This window comes from Winogradskyella sp. (genome assembly GCF_016744625.1).
GTDB lineage: Bacteria > Bacteroidota > Bacteroidia > Flavobacteriales > Flavobacteriaceae > Winogradskyella.
Window position 1 is genome coordinate 1 of record NZ_JADGDZ010000049.1, and the last position, 24,279, is coordinate 24,279.

The following is a 24,279-nucleotide window of genomic DNA, read 5'->3' on the forward strand; positions in this document are numbered from 1 at the left end:
TAACCATACACAAGCACGTTAAACGAACCTCTGCAAAAAATTTCATAACTTTCAGGTCAACTACTTAAATACAGTATTTAATGAAATTAGGAGCCTTCTCAGTAAGTTTAACAGTCAAAGACATAAACGCCTCCAAAGCCTTTTATGAAACCTTAGGGTTTACCGTTTTTGGTGGACAACTTGAAAAAAACTACTTAATCATGAAAAAATCAGTTTCCATAATAGCTGGTGCAATTACTTTACTAATTATAACTTCATTTTTTTTATTAAAATCCTGTATTATTCAAAATCCTAAACCTGAAGAATGTGTCGTTATTGACATAAAAGTCACTAAAATTACCGAAGATGGAGTAAAGGATATTGTCTTTCATGATGACGGTACAGACTTCTATTACATCAATAGAGGTTTGGAGCAAGGCTTAAATTTAGATTCTCTTAAGATAAAAGTTTTAAATAAAACCGTTACTTTGCATTTAGCTAAAGTTATGGGCGGAATTACCTCAGAGCATATTTCGCAAATGACATTAGATGACGAGATTATTTATACAGAATTCAGTACTAACTAAAAGATTTCTGCCTTCGCAGGAAATATTATGGGAGAACAAAAACGTAAAGAAGACAATAAAGCCGAATTTATTTTCGGTAAAAAAAACTACAAATGGTTGTTTATTGGTTTAGCGTTTATTGCTATCGGCTTTATCCTTATGGCCGGAGGTGGCAGTGATGACCCTAATGTTTATGATCCTTCTATTTTTAGCTGGAGACGTATTCGTTTAGCACCAACCTTGGTATTAATTGGATTTGGAATTCAGGTATACGCTATTCTTTTAAACCCAAATAAGAATTCTAAAAAATAACATTGATTTTACTTACTTTTGCCGCGTATCAAATATCTAACTGATACTTTCACTCCATGGACATTTTAGATGCTGTTATTTTAGGAATTATTCAAGGACTCACTGAGTTCTTGCCAGTATCTTCTAGTGGACATTTAGAACTTGGAAAAGCCATTCTTGGAAGTAATGCTATACCAGAAGAAAGTTTATTATTTACTGTTATACTTCACTTTGCTACAGCATTGAGCACAATGGTTATTTTCAGAAAAGATATTCTTGAAATTTTCTCAGGCTTATTTAAAGGTATTACAACTATGACATGGACAGAAGAAGCTAAATTTTCTTCTAAAATAATAGTATCTATGATACCAGCTGTGATTATTGGTTATAAATACGAACGAGTTTTTGAAGAGCTATTTGGAAATAACATATTATTAGTTGGTTGCATGCTCATAGTAACTGCTATTCTGCTTTTTTTAGCAGATAGAGCTAAAAAAACACATAAAAAAGTTGGGTTAAGAGACGCTTTTATAATAGGTATAGCACAAGGAATTGCAATGTTGCCTGGTATATCACGCTCTGGAGCTACAATTTCTACTTCAGTGCTTTTAGGAATTGACAAAACTAAGGCAGCTCGATTTTCGTTTTTAATGGTTATTCCACTAATCTTTGGTAAAATTGCCAAAGATATATTTGAAGGTCAGATAGATTACACAAGTTCTAATTTTGGCTATTTAAGTGCTGGCTTTATTGCCGCATTTATTTCTGGATTATTTGCCTGTACTTGGATGATTAAAATTGTAAAACAAAGCAAACTCACCTACTTCGCTATCTATTGTGTTGTTGTAGGAATCACAGCTATAATCTGGTCATTATTATAATGCACTCATTTAAATCTGAAGAAGACTTTAAAAACGGACAAGTTCTATTAATAGACAAACCCTTAACTTGGACATCTTTTCAAGCCGTAAACAAATTACGTTGGGCTATTCGCCAAGCATTCTCTATTAAAAAAATAAAGGTTGGCCATGCTGGCACACTAGATCCTTTGGCCACAGGTTTATTGGTGATTTGTACTGGTAAAATGACCAAGCAAATCAACACATTTCAAGGTCAAGAAAAAGAATACACCGGAACTTTTATTTTGGGTAGTACTACTCCTTCTTTTGATTTAGAAACAGAAGTAGATCAAACTTTTTCGACTGAGCATATCACAGAAGCATTGATTCATAAAACTACAGAACAGTTTATTGGAGTTATCGAACAGTTTCCTCCCATATTTTCTGCGATTAAAAAAGACGGGAAACGTTTGTATGAATTTGCACGAGCTGGTGAAACCGTTGAGATAAAATCGAGACAAGTTGAAATCACTGAATTTGAAATCACTTCAATCAACGATTTAGAGTTAAAATTTAGAGTAGTCTGTAGTAAAGGAACTTACATTAGATCCCTAGCTCACGATTTCGGAAAAGCCTTAAATTCTGGCGCACATTTATCTGAATTACGACGTACTCGCATAGGTGATTTCCTTGTTGAAAGTGCCTTAACACCTGAAATTTTCATAGAAAGTCTTCCTTCAAAATAATCATTTAACACTGGTTTAAGATTGCTTTTTAAACTATTTCGTTGTTATCTTCGTATATGGTATACATATAAAACGTTATTTCATTGAATTGGATTGAACAACATAAAGCTCTAATTATTACTTTTCTATTAACCGGAATTGTAGTTTTTGGTATGTTTAGTATTCAGCTAAAACAACAAGACAGATCAATATCCGAAAGTTATTATGAGCTCGAACCAGAGCCAGAAAAAATAGAAGAAGAACTTCAAAAAATTGAAGATTTAAAAACAGCTTCCACAAACAAAGCTTTTAACGAAGACCAAGAGTACAAAGACATGATGCGTAACTTTAAAACCGTTAGCGCTAATGACTTTGAACGCACAACAAAAGCTATTGCAGAGGCTAAATCCAATGATATTAAAGAGGAAACTAATCTAAATAAGTCTTATACCAGTAGTAATACTTATGCTTTAAATTCTGAAGAAACCCAATCTTACAAAAAACTTCAAGAAGAACTAAATAAACGTTTAGAAAACAAAAAAGTAGCCGATGAGCATGCAAAAACAAAAGGTACTTTGACGTATTCATTAAAAGGCAGAACACTTGGATATTATAAAATACCGAGATACTTATGCGAAAGAGGCGGAAAAATAGTAGTAAGCATACGAGTTAATGAAACTGGTAATGTATTTGACGCCTATATTAATGGGTCTTCAAATTCTAGCAATCCGTGTTTAACTAACCATGCTATTGAATATGCTAAATCAGTTCAATTTGATACTTCACAACGAAAAGATCAATTGGGCACAATTACATTTTTGTTTAAGGGCAAAAATTAACTTCAGTTTATTTCGACTTCGCTCAGAAACCGATTTTAACTTAATAAACTTACCAAATCTTCAACTGTAGATTGTCCTTTATCCTTATTATACCAACGTTGCAAATCTTCTTTAAACTCAGGTGTTAATTGTCCGTGTTTAGCTTTATAATCCAATACCATATTAGTAGCAACTAGTGGTCTTGGTCCAAACGTATTTATAACTTCATTGGTATCATTATCAATCATAATTAACTTCGGAATCGCTTTACCTCCATTAGTTAAAAACTGACTCATAAGTGCATCATTTTCATCGCGCAGAACTACTTTATAATCAATATTATCGTTAAGTTCAGCAACTTTGTTAATAACTGGTACAATATGAGCAGCATCACCACACCAACTCTCTGTAATAACTAACCAAGTTACTTTTTTGTTGAAACCTTCAATTTTAGTCTTTATCTCGTCTGAAACTTTTACCGTTTTATCCCAACGCTTCATACGTCTATCATTAAGCATAGTATAGTTTGCTAATGCTTCCGTTTTTTCGTTTCCTGTTGTAGAATTGTCTTCAACCAAATCAGACACTAAAGTGCGGTAATCGGAATATGTTGTACCTTTTTCAAGGCTTTCTGAAATTATATCGTTTATCATAAGTGTATCTAAAACTTTCATGAGCTTATGTTTATTGTTTTTCTATGATCACACGCTGTTCGCTATTAATCCTTTTGTTAGACGATAAGATTATTGAACTTGCTCGTTTCATAGTACAAATTTAAGATTCTATTGCTATTTTTTGTGCAACAGTTGTTACATTAGTAGTACTAATTATTATTCCTTACAATTATGAAAAAACATAGATGCGGTTGGTGTGTTGGTAACCCATTATACGAGGCTTACCATGATGAAGAATGGGGAGTTCCTGTTTTTGATGACGATACTTTATTTGAATTTTTGATATTAGAAACCTTTCAAGCAGGTTTAAGTTGGATAACAGTTTTAAAAAAACGTGAAAACTTTAGACAAGCTTTTAATAATTTCGACTATAAAATCATTGTAAACTATGAGCAATCTAAGATTGATGAACTATTACAAGATGCTGGAATTATACGAAATAAACTTAAAGTAAAAGCCACCATAACCAATGCACAAGCCTTTATGAAAATTCAGGATGAATTTGGATCGTTTTCAAAATATATTTGGGCTTTTGTAGATGGAAAACCTATAAAAAATAAACTAAAGAACTATAAGAATGCACCTGCTAATACTCCACTTAGTGATGCTATCAGCAAAGATCTAAAAAAGCGTGGTTTTAAGTTTGTTGGGTCAACAGTAGTTTATGCTCACATGCAAGCCACAGGAATGGTAAATGACCATGAAGAAACTTGTTTTAGATATAATGAAGTCTAAAGATGTTTTAAAAACTCTAAACGCGAAATATGTTTACCACCTAAACTCTCAAGATGCTTAGTATGCAACTGACAATCAATTAATTTGTAGTTAGAATTTTGAACAAAAATTATAAAACCAACCTTACTTGCATTGCTCACTTTAGCGAACATACTTTCGCCACAAAAGACGTTATTCTTTACATCAATACCATATAAGCCTCCTACCAAATCGCCATTCTCCCATACTTCAATGGATTTGGCATAACCTAACTTGTGTAGTTTTATATAAGCCTCTACCATATCATCCGTAATCCAAGTTCCTTGTTGTCCTTCTCGCTTTGTTCTAGCGCAATTCTCTATGACCTCTCTAAATGCTTTATTCTCTGTAACTTTAAACTGTTCTTTTTTTAGAACTTGTCTCATGCTCTTAGACACTTTTAGGTCATTTGGAAATAACACAAAACGTGGATCTGGAGACCACCACAGTAAAGGTTCCTTAGATTCAAACCATGGGAATATTCCTTTTGAATAAGCATGGAGCAAACGCTCTGATGATAAGTCTCCACCAACCGCTAAAAGCCCATCGAAAGTAGCTTCTGAAACATCAGGAAATTCTATTTTTTGAGTTAAAAAGTGCATAAATTTAGGTTATAATACCGTTTTTTAGATTTTTGCTGTTAAATAAGTCTTTCTCCTTTGATAGTATAAGAATTTTATGGATATTTGAGTTGATCTTTACGGAATAAATTTTTGTTCATCATTGCTTTTTTTTAAGTTTGTTTGTAGAGGTCAAACCTAAAACCACAATACTAAGTCCTGATTAACCATCAGGACTTTTTTTGTTTTGTTGTTTTTTTAACTAAAAAGTAAGATGAGTTCAATAAAAAAGACTTGCCTTAAATTAAGACAAGTCTTTTTTCTAATGACTGTTTTCTAATTAAAACGGTAAATCATCATGATCTCCATCTTTTAAATCACTAACAGGCTCAAAAGCTTCTGTTGGTGGTACAGGTGGCATATCTCCGCTAGCAGCTTCAGCTTGTAAAGCTTCAATTCTCCATCCTTGTATAGAGTTAAAGTATTTAGTCTCTCCTTGTGGATTTACCCATTCTCTTCCTCTTAGGTTAATATTAATTTTAACCTGTTGTCCTACTTGGTAATTATTTAATAAATCTGTTTTATCCTGAACGAACTCAACCATAATATGCTGTGGATATTGTTCTTCAGTTGTTACAACTATTTCTCTTTTTCTAAATCCATTACTCCCAAAGGTCTGTGTCTCACCTACCATTTTAATACGTCCTTGTACTTCCATTTTTGCTTAATCTATAATTATTTAATATTTGTGTTTTTTGAGACTACGAAAGTAATAACTTCCATGCACTTTCTACGTCACCATAGCTCAAATAATTTCGAGCTAATTTATGTTTATCTCTATGTGATGCACTTTTAATATCTGGATAGCGCTCACTGATATCTTTTATAAATTCATTTACCTCTTCTTCATTTGGCAGAGCTTCAACATTAGCTAACATTCCAAGGTTATTTCCTGTTAAAATCATACTATTTCTAACATACTCTGGCATTGCATCTACCCCTATTCCCATAGTCTTTAAAGGCTTAGGAATTTCAAAAAAACCTTTTTTTGTTCTACTATAATAACTTCCACCAGCTCTTGCTACTAAATCTAGTGCTTCTTGATTTATGGTACTGTCTGCATTCAAAACTTCATTTGCTATATGAAGTTTCACAACTTCACAAATCACCAAATTACCAGCTCCTCCTTCTTTACCTAAATGTACAATTTCATTTACCTTGCATTCAAATTGAACAGGAGATTCAGCTACTCTAAATGGTTTTATTTCATCTGATGGTAACATGGTTAATCCTGCTTTATCAAATTCATTAACTCCCTCAGGATATTCTGTACTTGTTAATGACATCTGATGAACAATATCATAATTTACCACATTAATTACCACTTCCTTAACCGTTTCGACATTTTCTAATGTATGCTTTATAGTATTGTCTCTAACGCGTCTCGCTGGAGAGAAAATAAGTATTGGTGGATTAGCACTAAATACATTAAAAAAACTAAAAGGTGATAAATTAGGATTACCATCTGCATCTATTGTACTTGCAAAAGCAATAGGTCTAGGTGCAATAGCACTTAATAAATAACCGTGTAATCTGCCTGTTGAAAGGTCTTTAGGATTGAAGGAAATCATGTAGTCAACTGATTTTCAACAAATATAATTATATTAGGTCTCTAGTGAAAGTGTTTTCTACCCATATTGGCACAATATTATTAACATAATTGCATTATATTTAGAATTACAAATTGTACTGACTAATGACCTTGAGTTCTAACCGAAATGTAATCCGTTGGATTATTATAATTTCATCCTTTATTATTATTTCTCTTATTCTTTGGAATACTTATGCGTTTTTTCAAAAATTTAAAGCCGAAGAACGTGTGAAAATGAATACTTGGTCAGTAGCACAAATTGATTTCTTAAAAAACATAGATGACTTAGATAAAGACGTAAATAATGTTACTTCTCATGTTCTAACTGAAATGAGAACCAGTACACCAATGCTGGTTATTAATGCAGATGGGAATTTAGGTACGTCTATCAATATTGATGAGGAAAAACTAAAAGATTCTATACAAAAGCAACGCATTATAGAAAAGTTCGCTAACGAGAATGAACCTATAAAAGTTATTGTAGATAAAAAAGTGTTTCAAACGATTTACTACGGCAATTCACCATTATTGAATAAATTAAAATATTATCCATTAGCGCTTTTATTGATTATTCTTCTATTTGCTGCAGTTGCTTATTTCTTTTATCGCAGTTCTAAAAACGCGGCACAAAACAAACTTTGGACAGGTATGGCCAAAGAAACCGCTCACCAAATTGGTACTCCTTTATCCTCTTTAGTTGGCTGGGCAGAAATTTTAAAATCCGAAAATATAAACCCAGATTACATTGTAGAAATTGAAAAAGACATTGATCGTTTACAAACCATTACCGAACGCTTTAGTAAAATTGGCTCTGCACCTACTTTAAAAAATGTTGATATTGTCGAAGCGACTAAATCTTCTTACGACTATTTAAAAACACGCTCGTCTAAACTCATAAATTTTGAAAGCAATATTCCTGAAAACGAAATTCAGGTCAATCTTAATGAACAACTTTTTAGCTGGACTATTGAAAATTTGGTGAAAAATGCCATCGATGCGATGAAAGGAAAAGGGGATTTAAAATTAGAATTGTCTCAAACCGAAAAACTGGTGTTTATTCAAATCTCTGACACAGGAAAAGGAATTTCTAAACAGCTATTCAATAAAATTTTTGAACCTGGTTATACTTCAAAAAAACGTGGTTGGGGACTTGGCTTATCTTTAGCTAAACGTATTATTGAAGATTACCACAATGGTAAAATAAAAGTTCTTAATTCTGAAATTGGAAAGGGTACAACGATACAGATTATGTTGAGAACAGTTTAAAAATTAGTCTAAATATGACGCAATCATAGTCGCAATAGCCTTAAACTCTTCTGGAGTTAATTTCTGTTTTTTAGTAAAACGAGCATCTTCCATAGTATGTAGCGGAATTAAATGCACATGTGCATGTGGCACTTCTAACCCAATCACTGATATCCCAATACGTTCGCAAGGCACCGCTTTTTCTAGAGCTATAGCTACACGTCTAGAAAATTGCATTAATGCAGAGTAAGTCTCTTCATCTAAGTCAAAAATCTTATCAACCTCCTTTTTAGGAATACATAATGTATGCCCTTTAGAATTTGGATTGATATCTAGAAATGCATAAAAGTCTTCAGTTTCGGCTACTTTGTATGAAGGAATCTCTCCTGAAATTATTTTTGTGAAAAGTGTAGCCATAAGTAGAGATTTGTATTATATAAATATAAAAAGATTCCTGTAAAAAGGAATCTTTAATGGTTTAAAATAAATAAGATTCTTGCTTTACTGAAACAAGTTCAGCACAAGTCGCAGGAATTAATTATCTAGAAATCTCTAAAACATCAAACTTCATAGTTCCATTAGGCACTTGAATCTCTGCTGTATCACCTACAGATTTACCTAATAATCCTTTACCAATTGGTGAATTTATAGAAATCTTGCCAGTAGCTAAATCGGCTTCAGTTTCAGCAACCAAAGTATAAGTCATCTCCATACCGTTTACTTGGTTTTTAATTTTTACTATCGATAAAGCTAAAACCTTAGATGTATCTAATTGAGATTCGTCAATAACGCGCGCACCAGATAAAGCTTCCTCCATTTTAGAAATTTTCATTTCTAACATGCCTTGCGCTTCTTTAGCGGCATCATATTCTGCATTTTCACTTAAATCTCCTTTATCTCTAGCCTCTGCAATAGCTTGAGAAGCTTTAGGACGTTCTATATCTTTTAATTGACTTAGCTCGTCTCTTAATTTTTTTAATCCTTCAGCTGTATAATAAGATACTTTACTCATAATTCATTCGTTTAACTTATAAAATATTCTGAAGTATGTTCAGAATAAAAAAAATCTCGCGCTGACGAGATTGTAATGCAAATATATAAAATATTTACTGTATAGTTGAAATATTCGTAAATTGCCATTCAAAATTTAATGATGAAAAAACTGCTTTTACTAGCTTCCTTTATAGTTCTTTTTGGTTGCAATAAGAACGAAAACAATATCAATTGTAACTTTTTATTCAATGCAGGTGTTAACCTTACTGTTAATCTCAACCTACCTCAATTTAATCAGCTTCTATTCCCAGGAAATGCTGTTAGAGTTGAAGGCCAAGGTAATGACGGCATCATTTTATATAGGCTAAATTCATCCACTTTATTTGCTTGGGATGGAGCAGATCCTAATCATGTGCTTTCTGCATGCTCAGCTCTAACCATAGAATCAGATGGTGTATCTGCGACTTGCGGATGCGAAGATGGTAACACATATTTTCTTGCTACTGGCACTTTTTCTGGAGATAATCCTCCTCCCTGTACGTTAAAACCATACAGAGTTGAGGATATTGGAAATAATACTTTTTTTGTAAGCAATTAAAAGTTTAAGGTTACTCCAAGCAAGAAATTAGTGGTTGCTTGCGGATAAAAACCAGCACCTTCAATTGTAGAAATTGTTCCTGGATTACTAAAATCGTCATCATAAGTATAGTAGAAACCATTAGATTCGTACTTAACGTTAAAGATGTTATTTACTAATCCTGTAAATACTATTGAATCAAAAACAGACTTTGTTTTTATGGTATAAGAGACATTAAAGTCATTTATAAAATAACTCTCTAGTTTAGAGAATTCGGCTTCTGTATTACTCATATATTGCTCACCAACAAATTTACTTAATACTGACATTTGAAGCTTTTCAATAGGCTGAAAAATAATGGCATTTGCTGCAACTAAGCCTGGTGAAAAAGAAATATCGGTTTTGCCAAGGTTTTGTAATTCACCATCAAAAGAAATAATGGTTTCATTATTCTTATTTGTACTTATTGTGATATTTGGTTGCAAAGTTAACTTTGATATTACAGGTATTATTGCTTCTAACTCTATTCCTAAACGGTAACTTTTACCACTATTTGCTCTAATAGGATTACCAACATCATCTAACTGACCAGAAAGCACCAATTGTTCATTATACAACATATAGTATGCATTGGCATTAAATGTGAAGTTTCCCTTTTTATGTCTCCAACCTAATTCAAAATCATTTAATTGTTCAGCTTCAATATTTGAATTGCTTTCAAAATCTGTACGATTTGGTTCTCTGTTAGCTCTTGCATAAGAAAAGTATAGATTGTTATCTGTATTTAAATCGTAAGTAATACCAGCTTTAGGATTGAAAAAAGTAAAGTTTTTATCAACTTCAAAAGCCACTATATCTGAGGTTGTTCCAGTTGTTTTATATGTTACATTCCTCACTTGCAAATCACCATACAAATTTATTTTATCGTTTAATCTATAGTTTACTTTTGTAAAAAGCGATAGGTCATTCTTTTTACTATTACCATCGTAATAACGATTTCTTATTTCACTTTGACTGGCAAATTCTGCCCAAATCACTTCTCCAAAGTGGTCACCATCATAATGACTATAAGAACCACCAAAAATTAAATTTAAGTTATTGTCTTTATAATTGGCATTTGCATTAATAACATAGTAATCGTTGTCTAACCAACGACGACGAATCAAATCCGTTGTATTTACAGTTTCACCATTAAAGGTTAAAGGTTCAAATCCATAAGTATCAAAATCTTCATCCTCTTTGTACTGTTCAAAATAACCACGACCATAGGTATAGCTCAACCCTAAAGTTGTGGACCAATGATTATTGTAGCGTTGATTCCAGTGTAATTGATAATGATCTTGATTATAATTATCGACTTCATTATCATAAAACTGTGTATTGTCATTGTCGTCAGTATACTCACCAGCGGTATTATAAGTTCTATCATTTCTTAATTTATCTTTATCTTCTAAACCATTCCAAGATTGATAAGTCACTTCCTTGCCACCAAAAGTTATAGCCTTAATCAGTGTGTTATCATCTACATAAGATCCCTGTAAAAAATAAGATTTTAAGTCTGAAGACGCTCTATCTATGTAACCATCAGAATTAATATTAGATAAGCGTCCCGCAATTTCAAAATGATCATTCATTAGGCCAGTACTAAATTTAACAGTATGCTTTCTTGTATTAAAACTTCCGAAAGAATTAGAAATTTCTCCTAAAGCTTCTTTAGAAATCGCATCTGTTAACACATTAATACTAGCACCAAATGCACCAGAACCATTTGTGGATGTCCCAACACCACGCTGTAATTGCAAACTTTCAATAGACGAAGCAAAATCACTTAAGTTTACCCAAAAGGTTCCTAAAGATTCAGCATCATTATACGGAATTCCGTTGATTGTAAAATTTGTAGATTGCGCACTAACACCACGCACTCTAATCCCTGTATAACCAATACCTGCTCCTGCATCTGTTGTTGTAACTACTGACGGCAAAAAATTTAATAACACAGGAATGTCTTGCCCTAAATTACGTTTGGCAAGTTGTTTTTTAGTGACATTAGAATGTGTAATTGGCGATTTAGCATCTACTCTAACTGCTTTAACTAGAACTTCGTCTAATTTTTCTGTTTTTGTAGAATCTTGTTGTTTTTCTTGTCCATAGAGTGAACAAATACTAATAAAAAAAATAAAAATTGATAAACTCTGCCTACTTGTTTTTTGCAGATTTCTGAATAAAATTTTCATACGACTATAAATAATAATCGAATAAAAAGAGGTGATTATTCTTGTTAATAATTAGTTTTGATGAGTGAGATGCTGAAACAAGTTCAACATAACAAGACATCCTTACATTCCTTAGCAGCATTACCTGCTCAGGTTCAATGGGTATGATCTCAGCCGATAATAGGCACCCCTTTTTTGAGAACGCTGCAAAGATAATAACAAATGATAATTGACAAGTGAATATTGATTAATTATTTTTAATCAATGTCTGGTTTTTTACGATTGGCTTTCTTTTCTGAATTTTTACGTTTGTTAGTCAAACGTTTTTTTACAACTGATCTAGGGATTTTTGTTTTGACACGTTCTTTTTTCTCTTTTAAACCTTCTTCAATTAGTTCTAAAAAACGCTGTGTAACAATAGCTTTATTTCTAAACTGACTTCGGCTTTCATCACAAGTTAAAATTAAAACACCTTCTTTATTTAATCTATTATTGAAGAATTCCATTAGCTTTAATTTTTCATCATCACTAAAAACAATAGACTCTTGAAGGTTAAAATACAGCTCAGCTTTAGAAGAAACTTTATTAACATGTTGTCCTCCACTTCCTGAGCTTCGGACGAACTTATAATTCAATTCAGATTTAAGTAAATCTACATCCACAACTATTTAATTTGATGTGGCACTTTTAATAAATCATTAACCGTTTTTACTGGATTAAAAGTAATAACCGGAACTTCTACAAAAATAGTGTTCCAGAAGGCCATACTACCATTCCAAAGTCCTGGTAATTCTAATGCCTTTAAGTCTTTACCAACTTTGGTTTTCATGGTGATGAAAGCCGCTTTATGGTCTACATAATTTTCTAAATCAAATTTTTCACCTTTGTAGTTTTTAACACCACAAACTAAATCTACAGGATTAAAATGTGTTGCATTTTTTAAAATGCTCTTTTGGGTTTTATCCTTTTGATTAATCTGAGCAGATTCTACAATTTGAAGTGATTGATTCCAACTTTGGTCTTTAACCCAAAATGGACCACCTCCTGGTTCTCCTTCATTTTTCACCATACCGCAAACACGAATTGGTCGATTGAGCTTGTCTCGTAAATATTCAATTTTATACTTCTCTGAATATTTCTCAAACTCTTTAGAAATCTTCACGCTCAATTCTCTAGTTAAAAACTCGGCTATTTTAATAAGCTCATCTTCAGATGGCATATTGTTCTCTAAATCTTCTAAAAACGCAAACGCTTTAGCCTGAAGCTTTAAAAGAATGCCAGCCAACACCTTTTTATACTTGGCTACATCTTCCTTGTAATATTTTACAACAACATTATCAATATTTTTAACGAAAATAATATCAGCATCTAACGCATTTAGGTTCTTTAACAACGCTCCATGTCCAGATGGTCTAAACAATAATGATCCATCATTTTCTCTAAATGGTTTGTCCTTTAAGGTTACAGCAATCGTATCTGTAGATTCGTGTTGATACGAAAATGAAATATTAAAAGAAACTCCTGTGGTTTGTTCTACATATTCCTCAATACGTTTAAATTCTTTATCAAACTTATCTTTAAAGCGTTCTGAAATGGTAAAGTGAAGTTCTGCCTTATTATTAACCGAAGTATATAATGCTGATTCGTAAAGATGCTCTTCAAAAGCCGTAGAAATATGGTTGCTTTTATATCTATGGAAAGGTAATAATCCTTTTGGAGAATTACCATAATTGAGTTCCCTTTCATCTAACATTGCTCGTACAAAATGCCATGTTTTCTCACTATCTGACAACTTACTAAAATCAATATTATTAGATTTTAATTGTTCTATAACCAAATGGTAAAAAGGTAGTTTTTCTAAACCTACTAAAAACAGAGATAAGTCTTTAAGCTTATTTTTATTGATATAGGAATTTATAGATTCCTTTTTAGGATTGTATTCTTTTACAAACTGAAATAAAAACTTAAACATTCGTGTTGCTGCTCCAGATGCAGGCACAAATTTTATAAGAGATATATCATTTTTCTTTTCTTCAAAATAAGAGATTGAATCTTCGATAAGCGCTTCGTCTAATGCTATAATACCATTATCTATGGTTGCAGCTTCAGCAATATTAGCAAATGGAATACCAGATTTAAATAATGCAATCTGTGACTCCACATGTTTTGCAGTTAATCCTTTTGCTTCTATCTGTTTTATATCGTTTTTAGTAAAACTCATATATGCTTTTCTAATATATTATCAATATGCTCTATAGCTAATTTAAAACGCTCTTCTTTGCTTCCTTTTAATAAAACATAAGGCTTTTTGTACGTTTTTAGTGCAGTTTCAAAAGCCTTAAACATGCGTTCTCTTTCATGTGGTTTATCTCTTAAATCATCAGCTTCCCAAGGCGTGTCAATATAGGTTAAAAAGTAAATATCGTAAGAATTTTTTAGAGCATATGTCTCTAAAATCGGGTCACATGTTCCTTGGTAATATGCTTCACTATACACTTTTGTTTCTAGTAAATCAGTATCACAAATTAAGACTGAGTCAGTTTTTTGAGCTGATTCATTTTCGAGATTCATTTGCCCAATTGCTATTGGCAGTAAATCTTTAGACTCACAAGTTTTGCGTTCGTCATTCCATTTGTCTTGTAAATACTCTCGTGCATACTCACGCACCCAAACCGAATTATAATGTCTAGCCAATTGTTTAGAAAGTGTCGTTTTCCCTGTTGATTCAGGACCAAATAAAACGACTTTTATACAGTTTGAAGGTTGTTGTTTAAGTGCTTTTTCCATGCTAAATATCCAAAAATGGCAATAATTGTAAATCCAAAATATTGAAAACTTGTAAAGGTCAATCCTTTATATAAATACAAAGGTACAGATATGATATCACCAATAATCCAAAATATCCAATTTTCAATTTTTCGTCTTGCCATGAGCCACATTCCTACAAAAAAGATAGCTGTAGTAAGCGTATCAGCGTAAGCTACCCAATCAGTCCATTTATCGAAAGTCTTATAAACAATAAATACGAATATGAGCGTAGCTATAAATATTAAAACACTAATTCTTTTTTCTTTGATTGAGGTTCTTGAAATTGGAGTTACGTGAGTTTCATCTACTTTTCTTGTCCAGATATACCAACCATAGACACTCATTATAAAATAGTATCCATTAATCATCATATCACCTAATAATTCCCACTTCAATAATAAATACACAAAAATCATTGTGCTTATCATACCTGTTGGAAATACCAAAATCTTATTCTGTTTAGAAAACCAAACTGATAAAAAACCAAATACAACAGCAATAATTTCTAGAACTATATCTATTGTTTTAGATTCTGAATATTGCCCAAAAAGAAAATCAAAAATTTGGCTCATAATCGCTTCGGTCTGTTTTTACAATCTTCATTTGTAATACTGAAATATCAACCTCAGCAAATGAACGTTTTATTTCTTGAGTTAAAAACGGCATTAAGCTATCGTAGTCTCCATAAATCTGAGTACTTAATGGATTTTCTAGAACTTTAAATTCTGAAGCTCGCAAATGTTTTATAAAATTAATGACATGTTCTTCATAATCATCTTGCAATGGTGATAAGGTTAAATCTACTGATATATTCATATTCATTTCCCGTAAAAAACAGGAATCTTATTAATTAGTATTCTATTTATGAGATACTGAAGTAAGCTCAGCATGGCAATTTACTTTCGTAAATTATCAAAAAACGATACATCCTTTTCAAAAGCTGTTCCAATAACAACCAAATCGGCTCCTGCTTTATAGGCTGATTCTAGTTCTACCTTACTTCTAATTCCGCCTCCAACGATTAATGGAATGTTTAATTCTTCTTTAACTTTTGAAATAATTTCAGGCTCTATAGAATGAGATGCACCACTTCCAGCTTCGATATAAATTAGTTTCATGCCTAATAACTCACCTGCTTTAGCAGTATTCAAAATAGTTTGAATCTGACTTCTTTTAATTGGTTTTGTTTGACTCACACGCTCTACAGAAGTCTCTTTTCCATTCTCTATGAGTAAATAACCTGTCGGAATTATTTCTAGGTTTGTTCCTTTTAATTTTGAAACGGCCTCCACGTGTTTCCCTATTAAATACTCAGGATTACGACCAGAAATTAAAGACAAAAACAAAATGCCATCTGCTTTATTTGTGATCTGAATGACATCTCCAGGAAACAAAACTATAGGCAATTCTGTATGTTTTTTAATTTCTACAATTAAAGTTTCAGTAACACCTTCATCAACTTCGCTTCCACCAACAAAAATATGAGTTGCTATAGATTGATTGACTTTAGAAATAAAACTTGAAACCGCTTCTAGTTTCATCTTATCAGGATCGATTAAAACGGCTAAAAGTTTTTCAATTTTTAAAGTTGATGTGATTATATTTTGATAGATACTATTCATTATGGAATCACATAAGCACAAGTAAAGTCTTCAAACTCTAAAAAGGCTGTATTATATCTGTATTTTTTACCTTCATAATCTATCCATGCAACTGTATTCTCATCTTCTAGCATAAACGGAATCACTAAAAAATGGTCTTTAAACAACATACCAGGAGTTGCAAATAACTTGTACAAAGATTCTTTAATTCCCCAAATTACGGTTAATCTTCTAATGTAATCTTCAGAATTTTTATCTAAATAATTGAATTCATAATCCACAAATTTCTTTGCTATGATTCCGATTTTATCACGTTGCATTTCAATATCAATCCCAACTTCGCTATCACTAATAATCACTCCAGAAAAGGTAAATGAATGTGTTATAGAAATATGTTTTCCGTCTTTAAGGTGAGGTTTTCCGTTATCATCATAAAACAAATCTTGGTCAGTATATCCAAAATCTCTAAGCAAATGTCTAACACTTAAAAAACCACGTTGATGCAAGTCACTTTTCATGCTTAAAACACGTTCTAAGCTTTGTGGTTTTAAATCTAGAGTGTTAAATAGCTTATTATAAGGCTCTTCAATCTTCCAGATTTTAACAGTAGTTTGTGAGTTTACGCTAATGGATTTGTACAGTGGCATTTAATATTCTGAATCCTAATGATTACCTTTGCACTGCCTAAGGCAGTTTTGGCACTTATTTCTGGACGAATTTAACCAATTAAGTGCTAAACCCAAAGGCAAGTACAATTTTAAAAATTAGATAAAAAAGAATATGAGCACAAAAACAATTGCTTACGTACCAAACAAGGTAAAAGATATGTCGCTTGCGGCTTGGGGAAGAAAAGAGATTGAATTGGCTGAAGCAGAAATGCCAGGTTTAATGAGTCTTCGCGAAGAATATAAAAACGAGCAACCTTTAAAAGGAGCACGTATTGCAGGATGTTTACACATGACGATTCAAACTGCTGTTTTAATTGAAACTCTACAGGCTTTAGGAGCAGACGTAACTTGGAGTTCTTGTAATATTTTCTCTACTCAAGATCAGGCTGCTGCTGCAATTGCTGCTGCAGGAACTGCTGTGTATGCATGGAAAGACATGACAGAAGAAGAATTTGATTGGTGTATAGAGCAAACTTTATTCTTTGGTGAAGATAGAAAACCACTAAATATGATTTTAGATGATGGTGGTGATTTAACCAATATGGTTTTAGATAAATACCCAGAATTGTCAGCTGGCATTAATGGTTTATCTGAAGAAACAACAACAGGTGTTCACAGATTATATGAGCGTGTTAAAAATGGTACCTTAACAATGCCTGCAATTAATGTTAATGATTCGGTAACAAAATCTAAGTTCGATAACAAATACGGTTGTAAAGAATCTGCAGTAGATGCAATCCGTAGAGCAACAGACATTATGTTAGCAGGTAAACGTGTAACCGTTTGTGGTTATGGAGATGTTGGTAAAGGAACTGCTGCCTCTTTTAAAGGTGCAGGAAGTATTGTTACTGTTACGGAGATTGATCCAATTTGTGCTTTACAAGCTGCAATGGATGGTTTTGAAGTGAAGAAATTAGAAACTGTTGTTGGAAACTCTGATATCATTATTACCACTACAGGAAACAAAGACATCGTACGTGCTGAGCATTTTGAAGCGATGAAAGACAAGGTTATCGTTTGTAACATTGGCCATTTTGATAATGAAATACAAATGGGTTGGTTAAACGAGAACCATGGTAATACTAAAGATACTATTAAGCCACAAGTAGATAAATATACTATTGATGGTAAGGATATTATCATTTTAGCTGAAGGTCGTTTAGTAAACTTAGGTTGTGCAACTGGTCATCCAAGTTTTGTAATGAGTAACTCATTTACAAATCAGACTTTGGCACAAATTGAACTTTGGAAAAATGCTGATGCTTACGGAAATGACGTATATATGTTACCAAAGTATTTAGACGAAAAAGTAGCAAAATTACACTTGGAAAAAATTGGTGTTGAGCTTACAGAATTAGCAGAATACCAAGCAGATTATATTGGTGTAAAAGTTGAAGGTCCTTATAAGCCTGAGCATTACAGATACTAGCAAATTCCTGCAAAGGCAGGAATCTTATAAATAGATTTAAACCCTTGCAGAAATGTGAGGGTTTTTTTATGTGGTTCTCGATATAAAATTATATCAAGAAGTTATAATGACTAATTACTTGGAATACTCAATCGCTCACTAAAAACCCAACTCTTAACTAGTTTTTTATTAGTCGTTATCTCAGCAAAAACATAAAGATTAGAAGAAAAACAAGGAGCGTTTTCAGCCAATTCAATGACAACTTTATCATCACAATAACTGGAATGTAAAAAGTAGAGTTCCTTATTTTTTATTAAGACATAACCAACATGATTATCTAATCCAACAAAATAAATACCATTAGAATATGCTTTATTCACTTTGTCTTTTAACTGCTCAAATGTAACATTAGAGAATATCTTAAGATTAGCTCTAGTTTGCAAAAGCTTTGCTTCATTTAAGCCAGCAGCTTGTGCCATTTTATAACGATTGAGATTAAAACCCAAATGTTTCAAAGTGGTAGACACAAAATAACCACAAGCAATTTCTCCGTTTTTAGGACTATTAGTATGTCCATTAAAATCCCAAGGTGTTTCATACCAATGCGGAACAATATCATTAATTAATTTAGAGTACAAATATTTTGACGCACTGTCAATTGCTTTTGTTGAATTAACTTGATGTGCACTTTTAAAATAGCTTCTATCAGTTTTAATCTTATGGGTAATAGAATTGTAATTTCCTTTTGGCTTAAAGTTGATGTTTAATTTTAAGGAATCTAATAATAACTCACCAGCTATCTCTTCTGTTATAGTCTTGCTAATTGTATTTTCAACTTCTGTTACAACAATTTCTTTTTCTCGCTTAGTGTTACATCCAAACACCAAAAGAACCAAAAAAATAAGACTAATTTTCGCCATACATGCTTAACGTAATATCTCTAGATTTAGTATCTTACAAACTATGCAACATCAATCTAAACTACCTAACGTTGGCACTACCATTTTCACTACAATGAGTGCTTTGGCTAATGAACATAAGGCCTTAAACCTATCTCAAGGTTTCCCAAATTATCCTAGTTCTCAAAAGCTAAATGATTTGGTTACTAATGCCATGAATAATGGTTATAACCAATATGCACCAATGGCTGGGAATTTAGATTTGCTTATAGCCATTTCTAACAAATATGAATTACTCTATAACTCAACTTATCATCCCGAAAAAGAAATCACAGTTACAGCTGGTGCAACACAAGCTATCTATACTATTGTATCTGCATTTATAAAACCAAATGACGAAGTCATTATTTTTAAACCTGCTTACGATAGTTACGAACCGTCTATAGAAGTTAATGGTGGCAAAACAATTCCGATACAATTATCTGCACCAGATTATAAAGTGGATTGGGAAGAAGTCGCTTCAAAAATATCATCAAAGACTAAGATGATTATCATTAATTCACCTCATAATCCAAGTGGAACGATTTGGTCTAAAGATGATATGCTTCAACTTCAAAAGCTAACCAAAGACACTAATATTATTGTGTTAAGTGATGAAGTCTATGAACATATTGTATTTGATGGAGAGCAACATCAAAGTGCATGTTTATTCTCAGATTTAAAACAACGTAGTTTTATCACAGCATCATTCGGCAAAACATTTCATAACACAGGTTGGAAAATTGGCTATTGTTGTGCACCTGAATTTCTAATGTCTGAATTTAGAAAAGTGCATCAGTTTAACGTGTTTTCGGTAAATCATCCTGCTCAAAAAGGGATTGCAGATTATATGCAAGACTCAGAAACATATTTAGGTCTCAATTCATTTTTTCAACAAAAACGTGATTTATTTTTAAGTTTAATCTCAGAATCTCGGTTTAAGTTTAAACCATCTCAAGGCACTTATTTTCAAGTCTTAGATTATACTAAAATCACTAATGAGCACGATGTCGATTTTGCAAAACACTTAACAAAAGAGTTTAAACTAGCTTCAATTCCATTATCAGTTTTTAATGAAAATGGTAAAGATGATAACGTGTTACGATTCTGTTTTGCAAAAACTGATGAAACCTTAATAAAGGCTGCTGAAATTTTATGTAAAATTTAAGTTACTTTTTATACATTTCTGTGTCTCAAGAATGAACATAAAAACTAAAAACACATGAAATATTATATCATCCTTTTATTCTTAACGGTATCATTAACATCTTTTGCTCAAAAGGTTGAAAAAGATGGAAAGACCTATGAAGTTAAAAAAGAGAAAGTCTTTTTAGACGGAAAAGACGTTACTGAAACTTTAAATCTTGAGGAAAAAGATGCTATTTTAAAACAAGTTGCCACGATTTTAGGAAAAATAAAAATGCAGGAAAAGGTCCAAAAAGCGTCTGAAAAACTAGAAAAAGACAAGAAAAAAGCAGAAAAAGCTCGAAAGAAATACGAAAAGCTTAAAAAGAAAGGGAAATTATCCCCAGAAGATGAAAGTAAATGGCTCGAAAAACTTGAAAAGTTTACTAAAAGATTAGAAAAAGCAAAACGTAAGTTGTAGAAAACAATTAGCTTCAATTCATAACAGCAATCTAAAGAGATATTTTTAGATTGCTTTTTTTATTCCTACTTTTTTGCAATCAAATTTGTAATTTTAAAATATGAATACAGAATTGAAAGTTGCATTAATTCAAACCCGTTTAATTTGGGAAAACCCAATAGAAAATAAACGCTTGCTAAACGATAAAATCAATACTATTACAACCAATATTGATCTTATTGTTTTACCAGAAATGTTTACATCTGGCTTTACAATGAATGCATCGTCTATTGCCGAAACCATGGATGGTGAAACCATTACTTGGTTAAAAGAGAAGGCTAAAGAAAAACAAGTTGCAATCATTGGTAGTCTTATCATTTCTAAAAACAACAACTACTTTAACCGTTTAGTTTGTGTAGAACCATCAGGAGAAATTACACATTACGATAAACGTCATACGTTTACACTAGCTGGTGAACATAAAGTCTATACTGCTGGCACAAAAAAAGTAATATTCAATTTTAGAGGTTGGAAAATTTGCCCTTTGGTTTGTTACGATCTGCGGTTTCCGGTTTGGGCTAGAAATACAGAAGACTACGATCTTTTGCTTTATGTTGCCAATTGGCCAAAAGCAAGAATTAATGCTTGGGATGCACTCTTAAAAGCACGATCCATAGAAAACATGACCTATTGTATTGGTGTTAATCGAGTAGGATTAGATGGAAACAATTATGAATATACTGGGCATTCTGCTGCTTATGATATTTTAGGAAATAGAATTGATTCAATTCCTGCAGATAAAGAGGCTATTGAAATCGTTGTTTTAAAAAAAGATGCAATTAAAAAATACAGAGAGAAACTCAATTTCTTAAACGATAGAGATAACTTTAGTCTAGAAGTGTAAAATCTATAATAAAATCAAAGCTTTGTCGTACTTCTTCTATTGGAGGCGAATAACTAACACGTTCTGGCTGAATACCAAATAAATAATTTCCAGTATCAAATTTTCCATTGCCATTAGCATCAAAAATAGCACGCAAGGCATATTGTTTAGGTAACAAATTTGTAAAATCTACTACAGGTGATTCTGTTGTGTAACGTTCATAGAGAACTTCACCTCTACTATCCACCAATTGTATAATCATTGGAAATTTAGCATTTCTTAAATTCACCCGAATATTTCCGTATTCAGAATTCTTTTTAGTTCTAAACGTGTAATCTAAAGTATCCTTATTTATGCTTTCATAAAAATCTGTAAAGGTTCCTGGTAACATCTTAAAAAAGTACTTCTGACCTTCTTTCTTTTTAACAGGAAATGTATAGCGGTTAAAAATAGAATCGTATTTAACTTCAAAATCAGTATCTACTGAATCTCTATCCATTAGTTTTATTTTCGATTTGTCAATCGCTGTTAATGGCACGTTACCTTCGAGAATAAATTCTTCTTCTGAAGTTAAGGTTCCTGGAGAAACAATTTTTAACTGCAAAGAATCTGCTTTAATTTTTCTGAAATGATGTTTTAATGTATCAACATAATCTTTATTCGTTACAATGAAAAAAGTGGTATCTATTTCAAATTTTGGTTTATACCAATAATGTAAAGTGTCTTTATCTGCATCTTTGATAATACGTGTTTGATAACCTTCTGGTGTTTCTCCTAAGACTTTTATTCGCATAGACTCATAATCTCCTTCATAAGGAAAAATGATTCTAGTCTCACCACCTTGCTTCGGTTTTATGGCTTTAAAATTAATGTCTTCTTTAAATAAAGTGACCTTAAAAGATGAATCTGTTGGTACAGAAATAAAACCTTCTTTAAAGCCTATTTTATCTGCTTTCTGATTAAACAAATAATTACTATTCTTGTCTTTTAATGCAATTAACTTGTACTGTCCTTCTTTGATATTGTCTATGCTAAAACTTGTAAGGCTATCTAATGTGTTTGTTATATATCTTGGCTTATCCTTATAAACTATAGAGTCTGAGTAGGTAGAATCTGCCTCATATAACATCACAGAAATAAAAGTATCAGGTTCTTCATTTAAAGCATCAATCACATAACCTTTAACAGATAATGAATCAATCGTTGCGCCTGTAGAAAAGACATAACGATAATAAGGATATGGGTTTTCTTCATTATTATCTACAATACTTTCTCCAAAATTAAACGCATAGGTCGTATTATCTTTTAAAGTGTCGCTGATTTTAATGGTAATATATTCACTCGCTCCACCTAAGGGAGTAACCGTTGGAGGTGTATCCATTGGAGGAGAAATAATAAGCTGTTTACGAACATCCTTTATTTTAACATACTCATCAAAATAAATTTTGATCTCATTTCCTTTAAAATTGGTCGAAAAATTTTCAGGAATAGATTTCCTTATTACTGGTGGCGCAACATCTTTTTCACCACCAGATGGTGTACCACGATTAGCACAATTAACAATGGTTATTGCAATGAAAACAATACTTAAAACTCGCATTAAAGGTAAACGCATCTATTCAAAATAATTTAGCACAAAGAAACAATTTTAAAATCTATAGTCAAAACGAAAAAATCAATCTGCAATTGCCATTGTTGCAAGACTTAACTTAATATTATCAATTTTTAACAAAACGGAAGCACAAGCTTCAATAGTAGCTCCTGTTGTAATAATATCATCAACCAATAGAATGTGTTTTCCTTTTAGAGATTCAGTTTCTGAAATACTGAATAATGCTCCATCATCATTCCAACGTGTTAATCGTCCTTTAAATACTTGGGTTTTGGTTGCTTTCGTTTTCACTAAAACCGTATCATTATATTCTGCACTCAAAGCTTTTGCAATCTCTTTTCCGAATTTAGCAACCTGATTATAGCCTCTTTTTCTCAGCTTAGTCTTATATAAAGGCACCGGTATTACAACATCGACATCCTCATAAGCCTTAATTTTACTCAGCTCAACACCCAACCACTTTCCGAAAAACGCACTGATTTGTTCATGTCCTCGATATTTTAAGTTATGTAATAATTGCTGTACAATTCCTTTTTTTGAAAAATGTAATAAGGCAGTTGCATTTTTGAGTTTTACACGTCCATAAACGATTTTATTTACAGCTTCAGAATTCTCAAAATGAAAATTTGTTACTGGTAATTGATGCCTGCAATTTGTACATATAATCAACTCATTATCTATCAAAGCATTATTACAGGCTTCGCAGACTTCTGGAAAGAACAAGTTTAACAAATTTTTTACCACTTACATCGAATAAAATAAAATTACACTTCAATATAATCTAATTTCGCAGCAACTAAGAAAATTACTAATGATAGTTAACCCTCAATTATTTAACTATAGATTAATTATAAGTTCTTTATTAGTCGTTTTAACTGTTTTAGGGATATTT

Annotated in this window: 28 protein-coding genes, 1 pseudogene and 1 riboswitch; of the genes and pseudogenes, 12 read left to right on the forward strand and 17 right to left on the reverse strand. The window is 32.0% G+C overall.

What is annotated here, in order from left to right; translation table 11 throughout:
* Window positions 1–80: 80 nt before the first annotated feature.
* The 5 genes and pseudogenes from QZZ53_RS10830 to QZZ53_RS10850 form a co-directional block, all read left to right on the forward strand.
* Window positions 81–224: pseudogene (locus tag QZZ53_RS10830) on the forward strand (VOC family protein); the annotation flags it as partial.
* 369 nt (window positions 225–593) lie between these two features.
* Window positions 594–857, forward strand: a complete 264-nt coding sequence (locus tag QZZ53_RS10835) for a DUF3098 domain-containing protein (RefSeq protein ID WP_296384486.1) — start codon at window positions 594–596, stop codon at window positions 855–857.
* 56 nt (window positions 858–913) lie between these two features.
* The gene (locus tag QZZ53_RS10840) at window positions 914–1,717 is read left to right on the forward strand and encodes an undecaprenyl-diphosphate phosphatase (protein ID WP_296384488.1); all 804 of its coding nucleotides are present in this window, start codon (window positions 914–916) and stop codon (window positions 1,715–1,717) included.
* Complete coding sequence (gene truB / locus QZZ53_RS10845; protein ID WP_296384490.1) at window positions 1,717–2,421, forward strand: tRNA pseudouridine(55) synthase TruB; 705 nt, start codon at window positions 1,717–1,719, stop codon at window positions 2,419–2,421. Before QZZ53_RS10840 ends, truB begins: the two co-directional genes overlap by 1 nt.
* An 83-nt stretch (window positions 2,422–2,504) precedes the next feature.
* The gene (locus QZZ53_RS10850) at window positions 2,505–3,239 is read left to right on the forward strand and encodes a hypothetical protein (RefSeq protein WP_296384492.1); all 735 of its coding nucleotides are present in this window, start codon (window positions 2,505–2,507) and stop codon (window positions 3,237–3,239) included.
* A gap of 35 nt (window positions 3,240–3,274) precedes the next feature.
* Here the strand turns inward: QZZ53_RS10850 and QZZ53_RS10855 are convergent, their stop codons facing one another.
* Window positions 3,275–3,892 carry a thioredoxin family protein gene (locus tag QZZ53_RS10855; protein ID WP_296384494.1) on the reverse strand — a complete coding sequence of 206 codons (618 nt, stop codon included), beginning with the start codon at window positions 3,890–3,892 and terminating at the stop codon, window positions 3,275–3,277.
* Between the two features lie 171 nt (window positions 3,893–4,063).
* Between QZZ53_RS10855 and QZZ53_RS10860 the strand changes: the two genes are divergently transcribed.
* A complete protein-coding gene (locus QZZ53_RS10860; RefSeq protein ID WP_296384496.1) occupies window positions 4,064–4,627 on the forward strand; it encodes a DNA-3-methyladenine glycosylase I in 564 nt (187 codons plus the stop codon).
* On the opposite strand, the gene aat is transcribed toward QZZ53_RS10860, so the two are convergent.
* From aat to QZZ53_RS10875, 3 genes are all read right to left on the reverse strand, one after another.
* Window positions 4,624–5,247, reverse strand: coding sequence for a leucyl/phenylalanyl-tRNA--protein transferase (gene aat / locus QZZ53_RS10865; protein ID WP_296384498.1), 624 nt, complete (start codon window positions 5,245–5,247; stop codon window positions 4,624–4,626). The two genes, QZZ53_RS10860 and aat, sit on opposite strands and share 4 nt — an antisense overlap.
* Before the next feature lie 298 nt (window positions 5,248–5,545).
* Window positions 5,546–5,923, reverse strand: coding sequence for a DUF3127 domain-containing protein (locus tag QZZ53_RS10870; protein WP_296384500.1), 378 nt, complete (start codon window positions 5,921–5,923; stop codon window positions 5,546–5,548).
* Between the two features lie 43 nt (window positions 5,924–5,966).
* Window positions 5,967–6,836, reverse strand: coding sequence for a flavin reductase family protein (locus tag QZZ53_RS10875; RefSeq protein ID WP_296384502.1), 870 nt, complete (start codon window positions 6,834–6,836; stop codon window positions 5,967–5,969).
* Window positions 6,837–6,961: 125 nt separating this feature from the next.
* On the opposite strand from QZZ53_RS10875, the gene QZZ53_RS10880 reads away from it, so the two are divergent.
* Window positions 6,962–8,122, forward strand: coding sequence for a HAMP domain-containing sensor histidine kinase (locus QZZ53_RS10880; protein WP_296384504.1), 1,161 nt, complete (start codon window positions 6,962–6,964; stop codon window positions 8,120–8,122).
* A gap of 3 nt (window positions 8,123–8,125) precedes the next feature.
* Here QZZ53_RS10880 and QZZ53_RS10885 read toward each other — a convergent pair whose 3' ends face one another.
* Together QZZ53_RS10885 and greA are read right to left on the reverse strand one after the other, a co-directional pair.
* Window positions 8,126–8,518 carry an HIT family protein gene (locus QZZ53_RS10885; protein ID WP_296384508.1) on the reverse strand — a complete coding sequence of 131 codons (393 nt, stop codon included), beginning with the start codon at window positions 8,516–8,518 and terminating at the stop codon, window positions 8,126–8,128.
* A 121-nt stretch (window positions 8,519–8,639) separates the two neighbouring features.
* A complete protein-coding gene (gene greA, locus QZZ53_RS10890) occupies window positions 8,640–9,113 on the reverse strand; it encodes a transcription elongation factor GreA (protein WP_296384510.1) in 474 nt (157 codons plus the stop codon).
* A gap of 138 nt (window positions 9,114–9,251) precedes the next feature.
* Here greA and QZZ53_RS10895 point away from each other — a divergent pair, with 138 nt between their 5' ends.
* Entirely contained in the window at window positions 9,252–9,692 is a 441-nt protein-coding gene (locus QZZ53_RS10895) for a hypothetical protein (RefSeq protein WP_296384512.1), read from the forward strand.
* Here QZZ53_RS10895 and QZZ53_RS10900 read toward each other — a convergent pair.
* From QZZ53_RS10900 to QZZ53_RS10935, 8 genes are all read right to left on the reverse strand, one after another.
* A complete protein-coding gene (locus QZZ53_RS10900; protein ID WP_296384517.1) occupies window positions 9,689–11,905 on the reverse strand; it encodes a TonB-dependent receptor in 2,217 nt (738 codons plus the stop codon). The genes QZZ53_RS10895 and QZZ53_RS10900 overlap by 4 nt on opposite strands.
* A 90-nt stretch (window positions 11,906–11,995) precedes the next feature.
* Window positions 11,996–12,086: riboswitch (TPP riboswitch) on the reverse strand.
* A gap of 55 nt (window positions 12,087–12,141) precedes the next feature.
* Window positions 12,142–12,546, reverse strand: coding sequence for an alternative ribosome rescue aminoacyl-tRNA hydrolase ArfB (gene arfB / locus QZZ53_RS10905; protein WP_296384518.1), 405 nt, complete (start codon window positions 12,544–12,546; stop codon window positions 12,142–12,144).
* A 2-nt stretch (window positions 12,547–12,548) separates the two neighbouring features.
* Window positions 12,549–14,105 carry a DUF4301 family protein gene (locus QZZ53_RS10910; RefSeq protein ID WP_296384520.1) on the reverse strand — a complete coding sequence of 519 codons (1,557 nt, stop codon included), beginning with the start codon at window positions 14,103–14,105 and terminating at the stop codon, window positions 12,549–12,551.
* Complete coding sequence (locus tag QZZ53_RS10915; RefSeq protein WP_296384523.1) at window positions 14,102–14,671, reverse strand: ATP-binding protein; 570 nt, start codon at window positions 14,669–14,671, stop codon at window positions 14,102–14,104. The genes QZZ53_RS10910 and QZZ53_RS10915 overlap by 4 nt, the downstream gene beginning before the upstream one ends.
* Window positions 14,632–15,264 (reverse strand): nicotinamide riboside transporter PnuC, encoded by a 633-nt coding sequence (gene pnuC, locus QZZ53_RS10920; RefSeq protein ID WP_296384527.1) that lies wholly within the window; start codon window positions 15,262–15,264, stop codon window positions 14,632–14,634. The genes QZZ53_RS10915 and pnuC overlap by 40 nt, the downstream gene beginning before the upstream one ends.
* A complete protein-coding gene (locus QZZ53_RS10925) occupies window positions 15,248–15,508 on the reverse strand; it encodes a hypothetical protein (RefSeq protein WP_296384529.1) in 261 nt (86 codons plus the stop codon). Before QZZ53_RS10925 ends, pnuC begins: the two co-directional genes overlap by 17 nt.
* An 80-nt stretch (window positions 15,509–15,588) precedes the next feature.
* Window positions 15,589–16,314, reverse strand: coding sequence for a geranylgeranylglyceryl/heptaprenylglyceryl phosphate synthase (locus tag QZZ53_RS10930; RefSeq protein WP_296384531.1), 726 nt, complete (start codon window positions 16,312–16,314; stop codon window positions 15,589–15,591).
* Window positions 16,314–16,940: a 4'-phosphopantetheinyl transferase family protein gene (locus QZZ53_RS10935; RefSeq protein ID WP_296384533.1), complete on the reverse strand. Its 627-nt coding sequence runs from the start codon at window positions 16,938–16,940 to the stop codon at window positions 16,314–16,316. Before QZZ53_RS10935 ends, QZZ53_RS10930 begins: the two co-directional genes overlap by 1 nt.
* Window positions 16,941–17,073: 133 nt before the next feature.
* On the opposite strand from QZZ53_RS10935, the gene ahcY reads away from it, so the two are divergent.
* Window positions 17,074–18,390 (forward strand): adenosylhomocysteinase, encoded by a 1,317-nt coding sequence (gene ahcY, locus QZZ53_RS10940; RefSeq protein ID WP_296384534.1) that lies wholly within the window; start codon window positions 17,074–17,076, stop codon window positions 18,388–18,390.
* Between the two features lie 110 nt (window positions 18,391–18,500).
* Here ahcY and QZZ53_RS10945 read toward each other — a convergent pair whose 3' ends face one another.
* Window positions 18,501–19,289 (reverse strand): hypothetical protein, encoded by a 789-nt coding sequence (locus tag QZZ53_RS10945; RefSeq protein ID WP_296384536.1) that lies wholly within the window; start codon window positions 19,287–19,289, stop codon window positions 18,501–18,503.
* Between the two features lie 43 nt (window positions 19,290–19,332).
* Between QZZ53_RS10945 and QZZ53_RS10950 the strand changes: the two genes are divergently transcribed.
* From QZZ53_RS10950 to QZZ53_RS10960, 3 genes are all read left to right on the forward strand, one after another.
* Entirely contained in the window at window positions 19,333–20,475 is a 1,143-nt protein-coding gene (locus tag QZZ53_RS10950) for a methionine aminotransferase (RefSeq protein WP_296384538.1), read from the forward strand.
* A gap of 54 nt (window positions 20,476–20,529) precedes the next feature.
* A complete protein-coding gene (locus QZZ53_RS10955) occupies window positions 20,530–20,913 on the forward strand; it encodes a hypothetical protein (RefSeq protein WP_296384540.1) in 384 nt (127 codons plus the stop codon).
* 100 nt (window positions 20,914–21,013) lie between these two features.
* Window positions 21,014–21,796, forward strand: a complete 783-nt coding sequence (locus tag QZZ53_RS10960) for an amidohydrolase (RefSeq protein ID WP_296384542.1) — start codon at window positions 21,014–21,016, stop codon at window positions 21,794–21,796.
* Here the strand turns inward: QZZ53_RS10960 and QZZ53_RS10965 are convergent.
* A complete protein-coding gene (locus tag QZZ53_RS10965; RefSeq protein WP_296384544.1) occupies window positions 21,780–23,390 on the reverse strand; it encodes an Ig-like domain-containing protein in 1,611 nt (536 codons plus the stop codon). The genes QZZ53_RS10960 and QZZ53_RS10965 overlap by 17 nt on opposite strands.
* Before the next feature lie 60 nt (window positions 23,391–23,450).
* Complete coding sequence (locus QZZ53_RS10970; protein WP_296384548.1) at window positions 23,451–24,110, reverse strand: phosphoribosyltransferase family protein; 660 nt, start codon at window positions 24,108–24,110, stop codon at window positions 23,451–23,453.
* Window positions 24,111–24,279: the final 169 nt, after the last annotated feature.

Coding starts and splice junctions, on each gene's coding strand:
- QZZ53_RS10910 (WP_296384520.1), bottom strand. CDS start 14,105: ATGAGTTTTACTAAAAACGATATAAAACAGATAGAAGCAAAAGGATTA.
- ahcY (WP_296384534.1), top strand. CDS start 17,074: ATGAGCACAAAAACAATTGCTTACGTACCAAACAAGGTAAAAGATATG.
- QZZ53_RS10875 (WP_296384502.1), bottom strand. CDS start 6,836: ATGATTTCCTTCAATCCTAAAGACCTTTCAACAGGCAGATTACACGGT.
- QZZ53_RS10915 (WP_296384523.1), bottom strand. CDS start 14,671: ATGGAAAAAGCACTTAAACAACAACCTTCAAACTGTATAAAAGTCGTT.
- QZZ53_RS10855 (WP_296384494.1), bottom strand. CDS start 3,892: ATGAAAGTTTTAGATACACTTATGATAAACGATATAATTTCAGAAAGC.
- QZZ53_RS10885 (WP_296384508.1), bottom strand. CDS start 8,518: ATGGCTACACTTTTCACAAAAATAATTTCAGGAGAGATTCCTTCATAC.
- QZZ53_RS10950 (WP_296384538.1), top strand. CDS start 19,333: ATGCAACATCAATCTAAACTACCTAACGTTGGCACTACCATTTTCACT.
- QZZ53_RS10840 (WP_296384488.1), top strand. CDS start 914: ATGGACATTTTAGATGCTGTTATTTTAGGAATTATTCAAGGACTCACT.
- QZZ53_RS10880 (WP_296384504.1), top strand. CDS start 6,962: ATGACCTTGAGTTCTAACCGAAATGTAATCCGTTGGATTATTATAATT.
- aat (WP_296384498.1), bottom strand. CDS start 5,247: ATGCACTTTTTAACTCAAAAAATAGAATTTCCTGATGTTTCAGAAGCT.
- QZZ53_RS10965 (WP_296384544.1), bottom strand. CDS start 23,390: ATGCGTTTACCTTTAATGCGAGTTTTAAGTATTGTTTTCATTGCAATA.
- QZZ53_RS10955 (WP_296384540.1), top strand. CDS start 20,530: ATGAAATATTATATCATCCTTTTATTCTTAACGGTATCATTAACATCT.
- QZZ53_RS10925 (WP_296384529.1), bottom strand. CDS start 15,508: ATGAATATATCAGTAGATTTAACCTTATCACCATTGCAAGATGATTAT.
- QZZ53_RS10870 (WP_296384500.1), bottom strand. CDS start 5,923: ATGGAAGTACAAGGACGTATTAAAATGGTAGGTGAGACACAGACCTTT.
- QZZ53_RS10960 (WP_296384542.1), top strand. CDS start 21,014: ATGAATACAGAATTGAAAGTTGCATTAATTCAAACCCGTTTAATTTGG.
- QZZ53_RS10945 (WP_296384536.1), bottom strand. CDS start 19,289: ATGGCGAAAATTAGTCTTATTTTTTTGGTTCTTTTGGTGTTTGGATGT.
- QZZ53_RS10935 (WP_296384533.1), bottom strand. CDS start 16,940: ATGCCACTGTACAAATCCATTAGCGTAAACTCACAAACTACTGTTAAA.
- QZZ53_RS10835 (WP_296384486.1), top strand. CDS start 594: ATGGGAGAACAAAAACGTAAAGAAGACAATAAAGCCGAATTTATTTTC.
- QZZ53_RS10930 (WP_296384531.1), bottom strand. CDS start 16,314: ATGAATAGTATCTATCAAAATATAATCACATCAACTTTAAAAATTGAA.
- truB (WP_296384490.1), top strand. CDS start 1,717: ATGCACTCATTTAAATCTGAAGAAGACTTTAAAAACGGACAAGTTCTA.
- greA (WP_296384510.1), bottom strand. CDS start 9,113: ATGAGTAAAGTATCTTATTATACAGCTGAAGGATTAAAAAAATTAAGA.
- pnuC (WP_296384527.1), bottom strand. CDS start 15,264: ATGAGCCAAATTTTTGATTTTCTTTTTGGGCAATATTCAGAATCTAAA.
- QZZ53_RS10895 (WP_296384512.1), top strand. CDS start 9,252: ATGATGAAAAAACTGCTTTTACTAGCTTCCTTTATAGTTCTTTTTGGT.
- QZZ53_RS10860 (WP_296384496.1), top strand. CDS start 4,064: ATGAAAAAACATAGATGCGGTTGGTGTGTTGGTAACCCATTATACGAG.
- QZZ53_RS10900 (WP_296384517.1), bottom strand. CDS start 11,905: ATGAAAATTTTATTCAGAAATCTGCAAAAAACAAGTAGGCAGAGTTTA.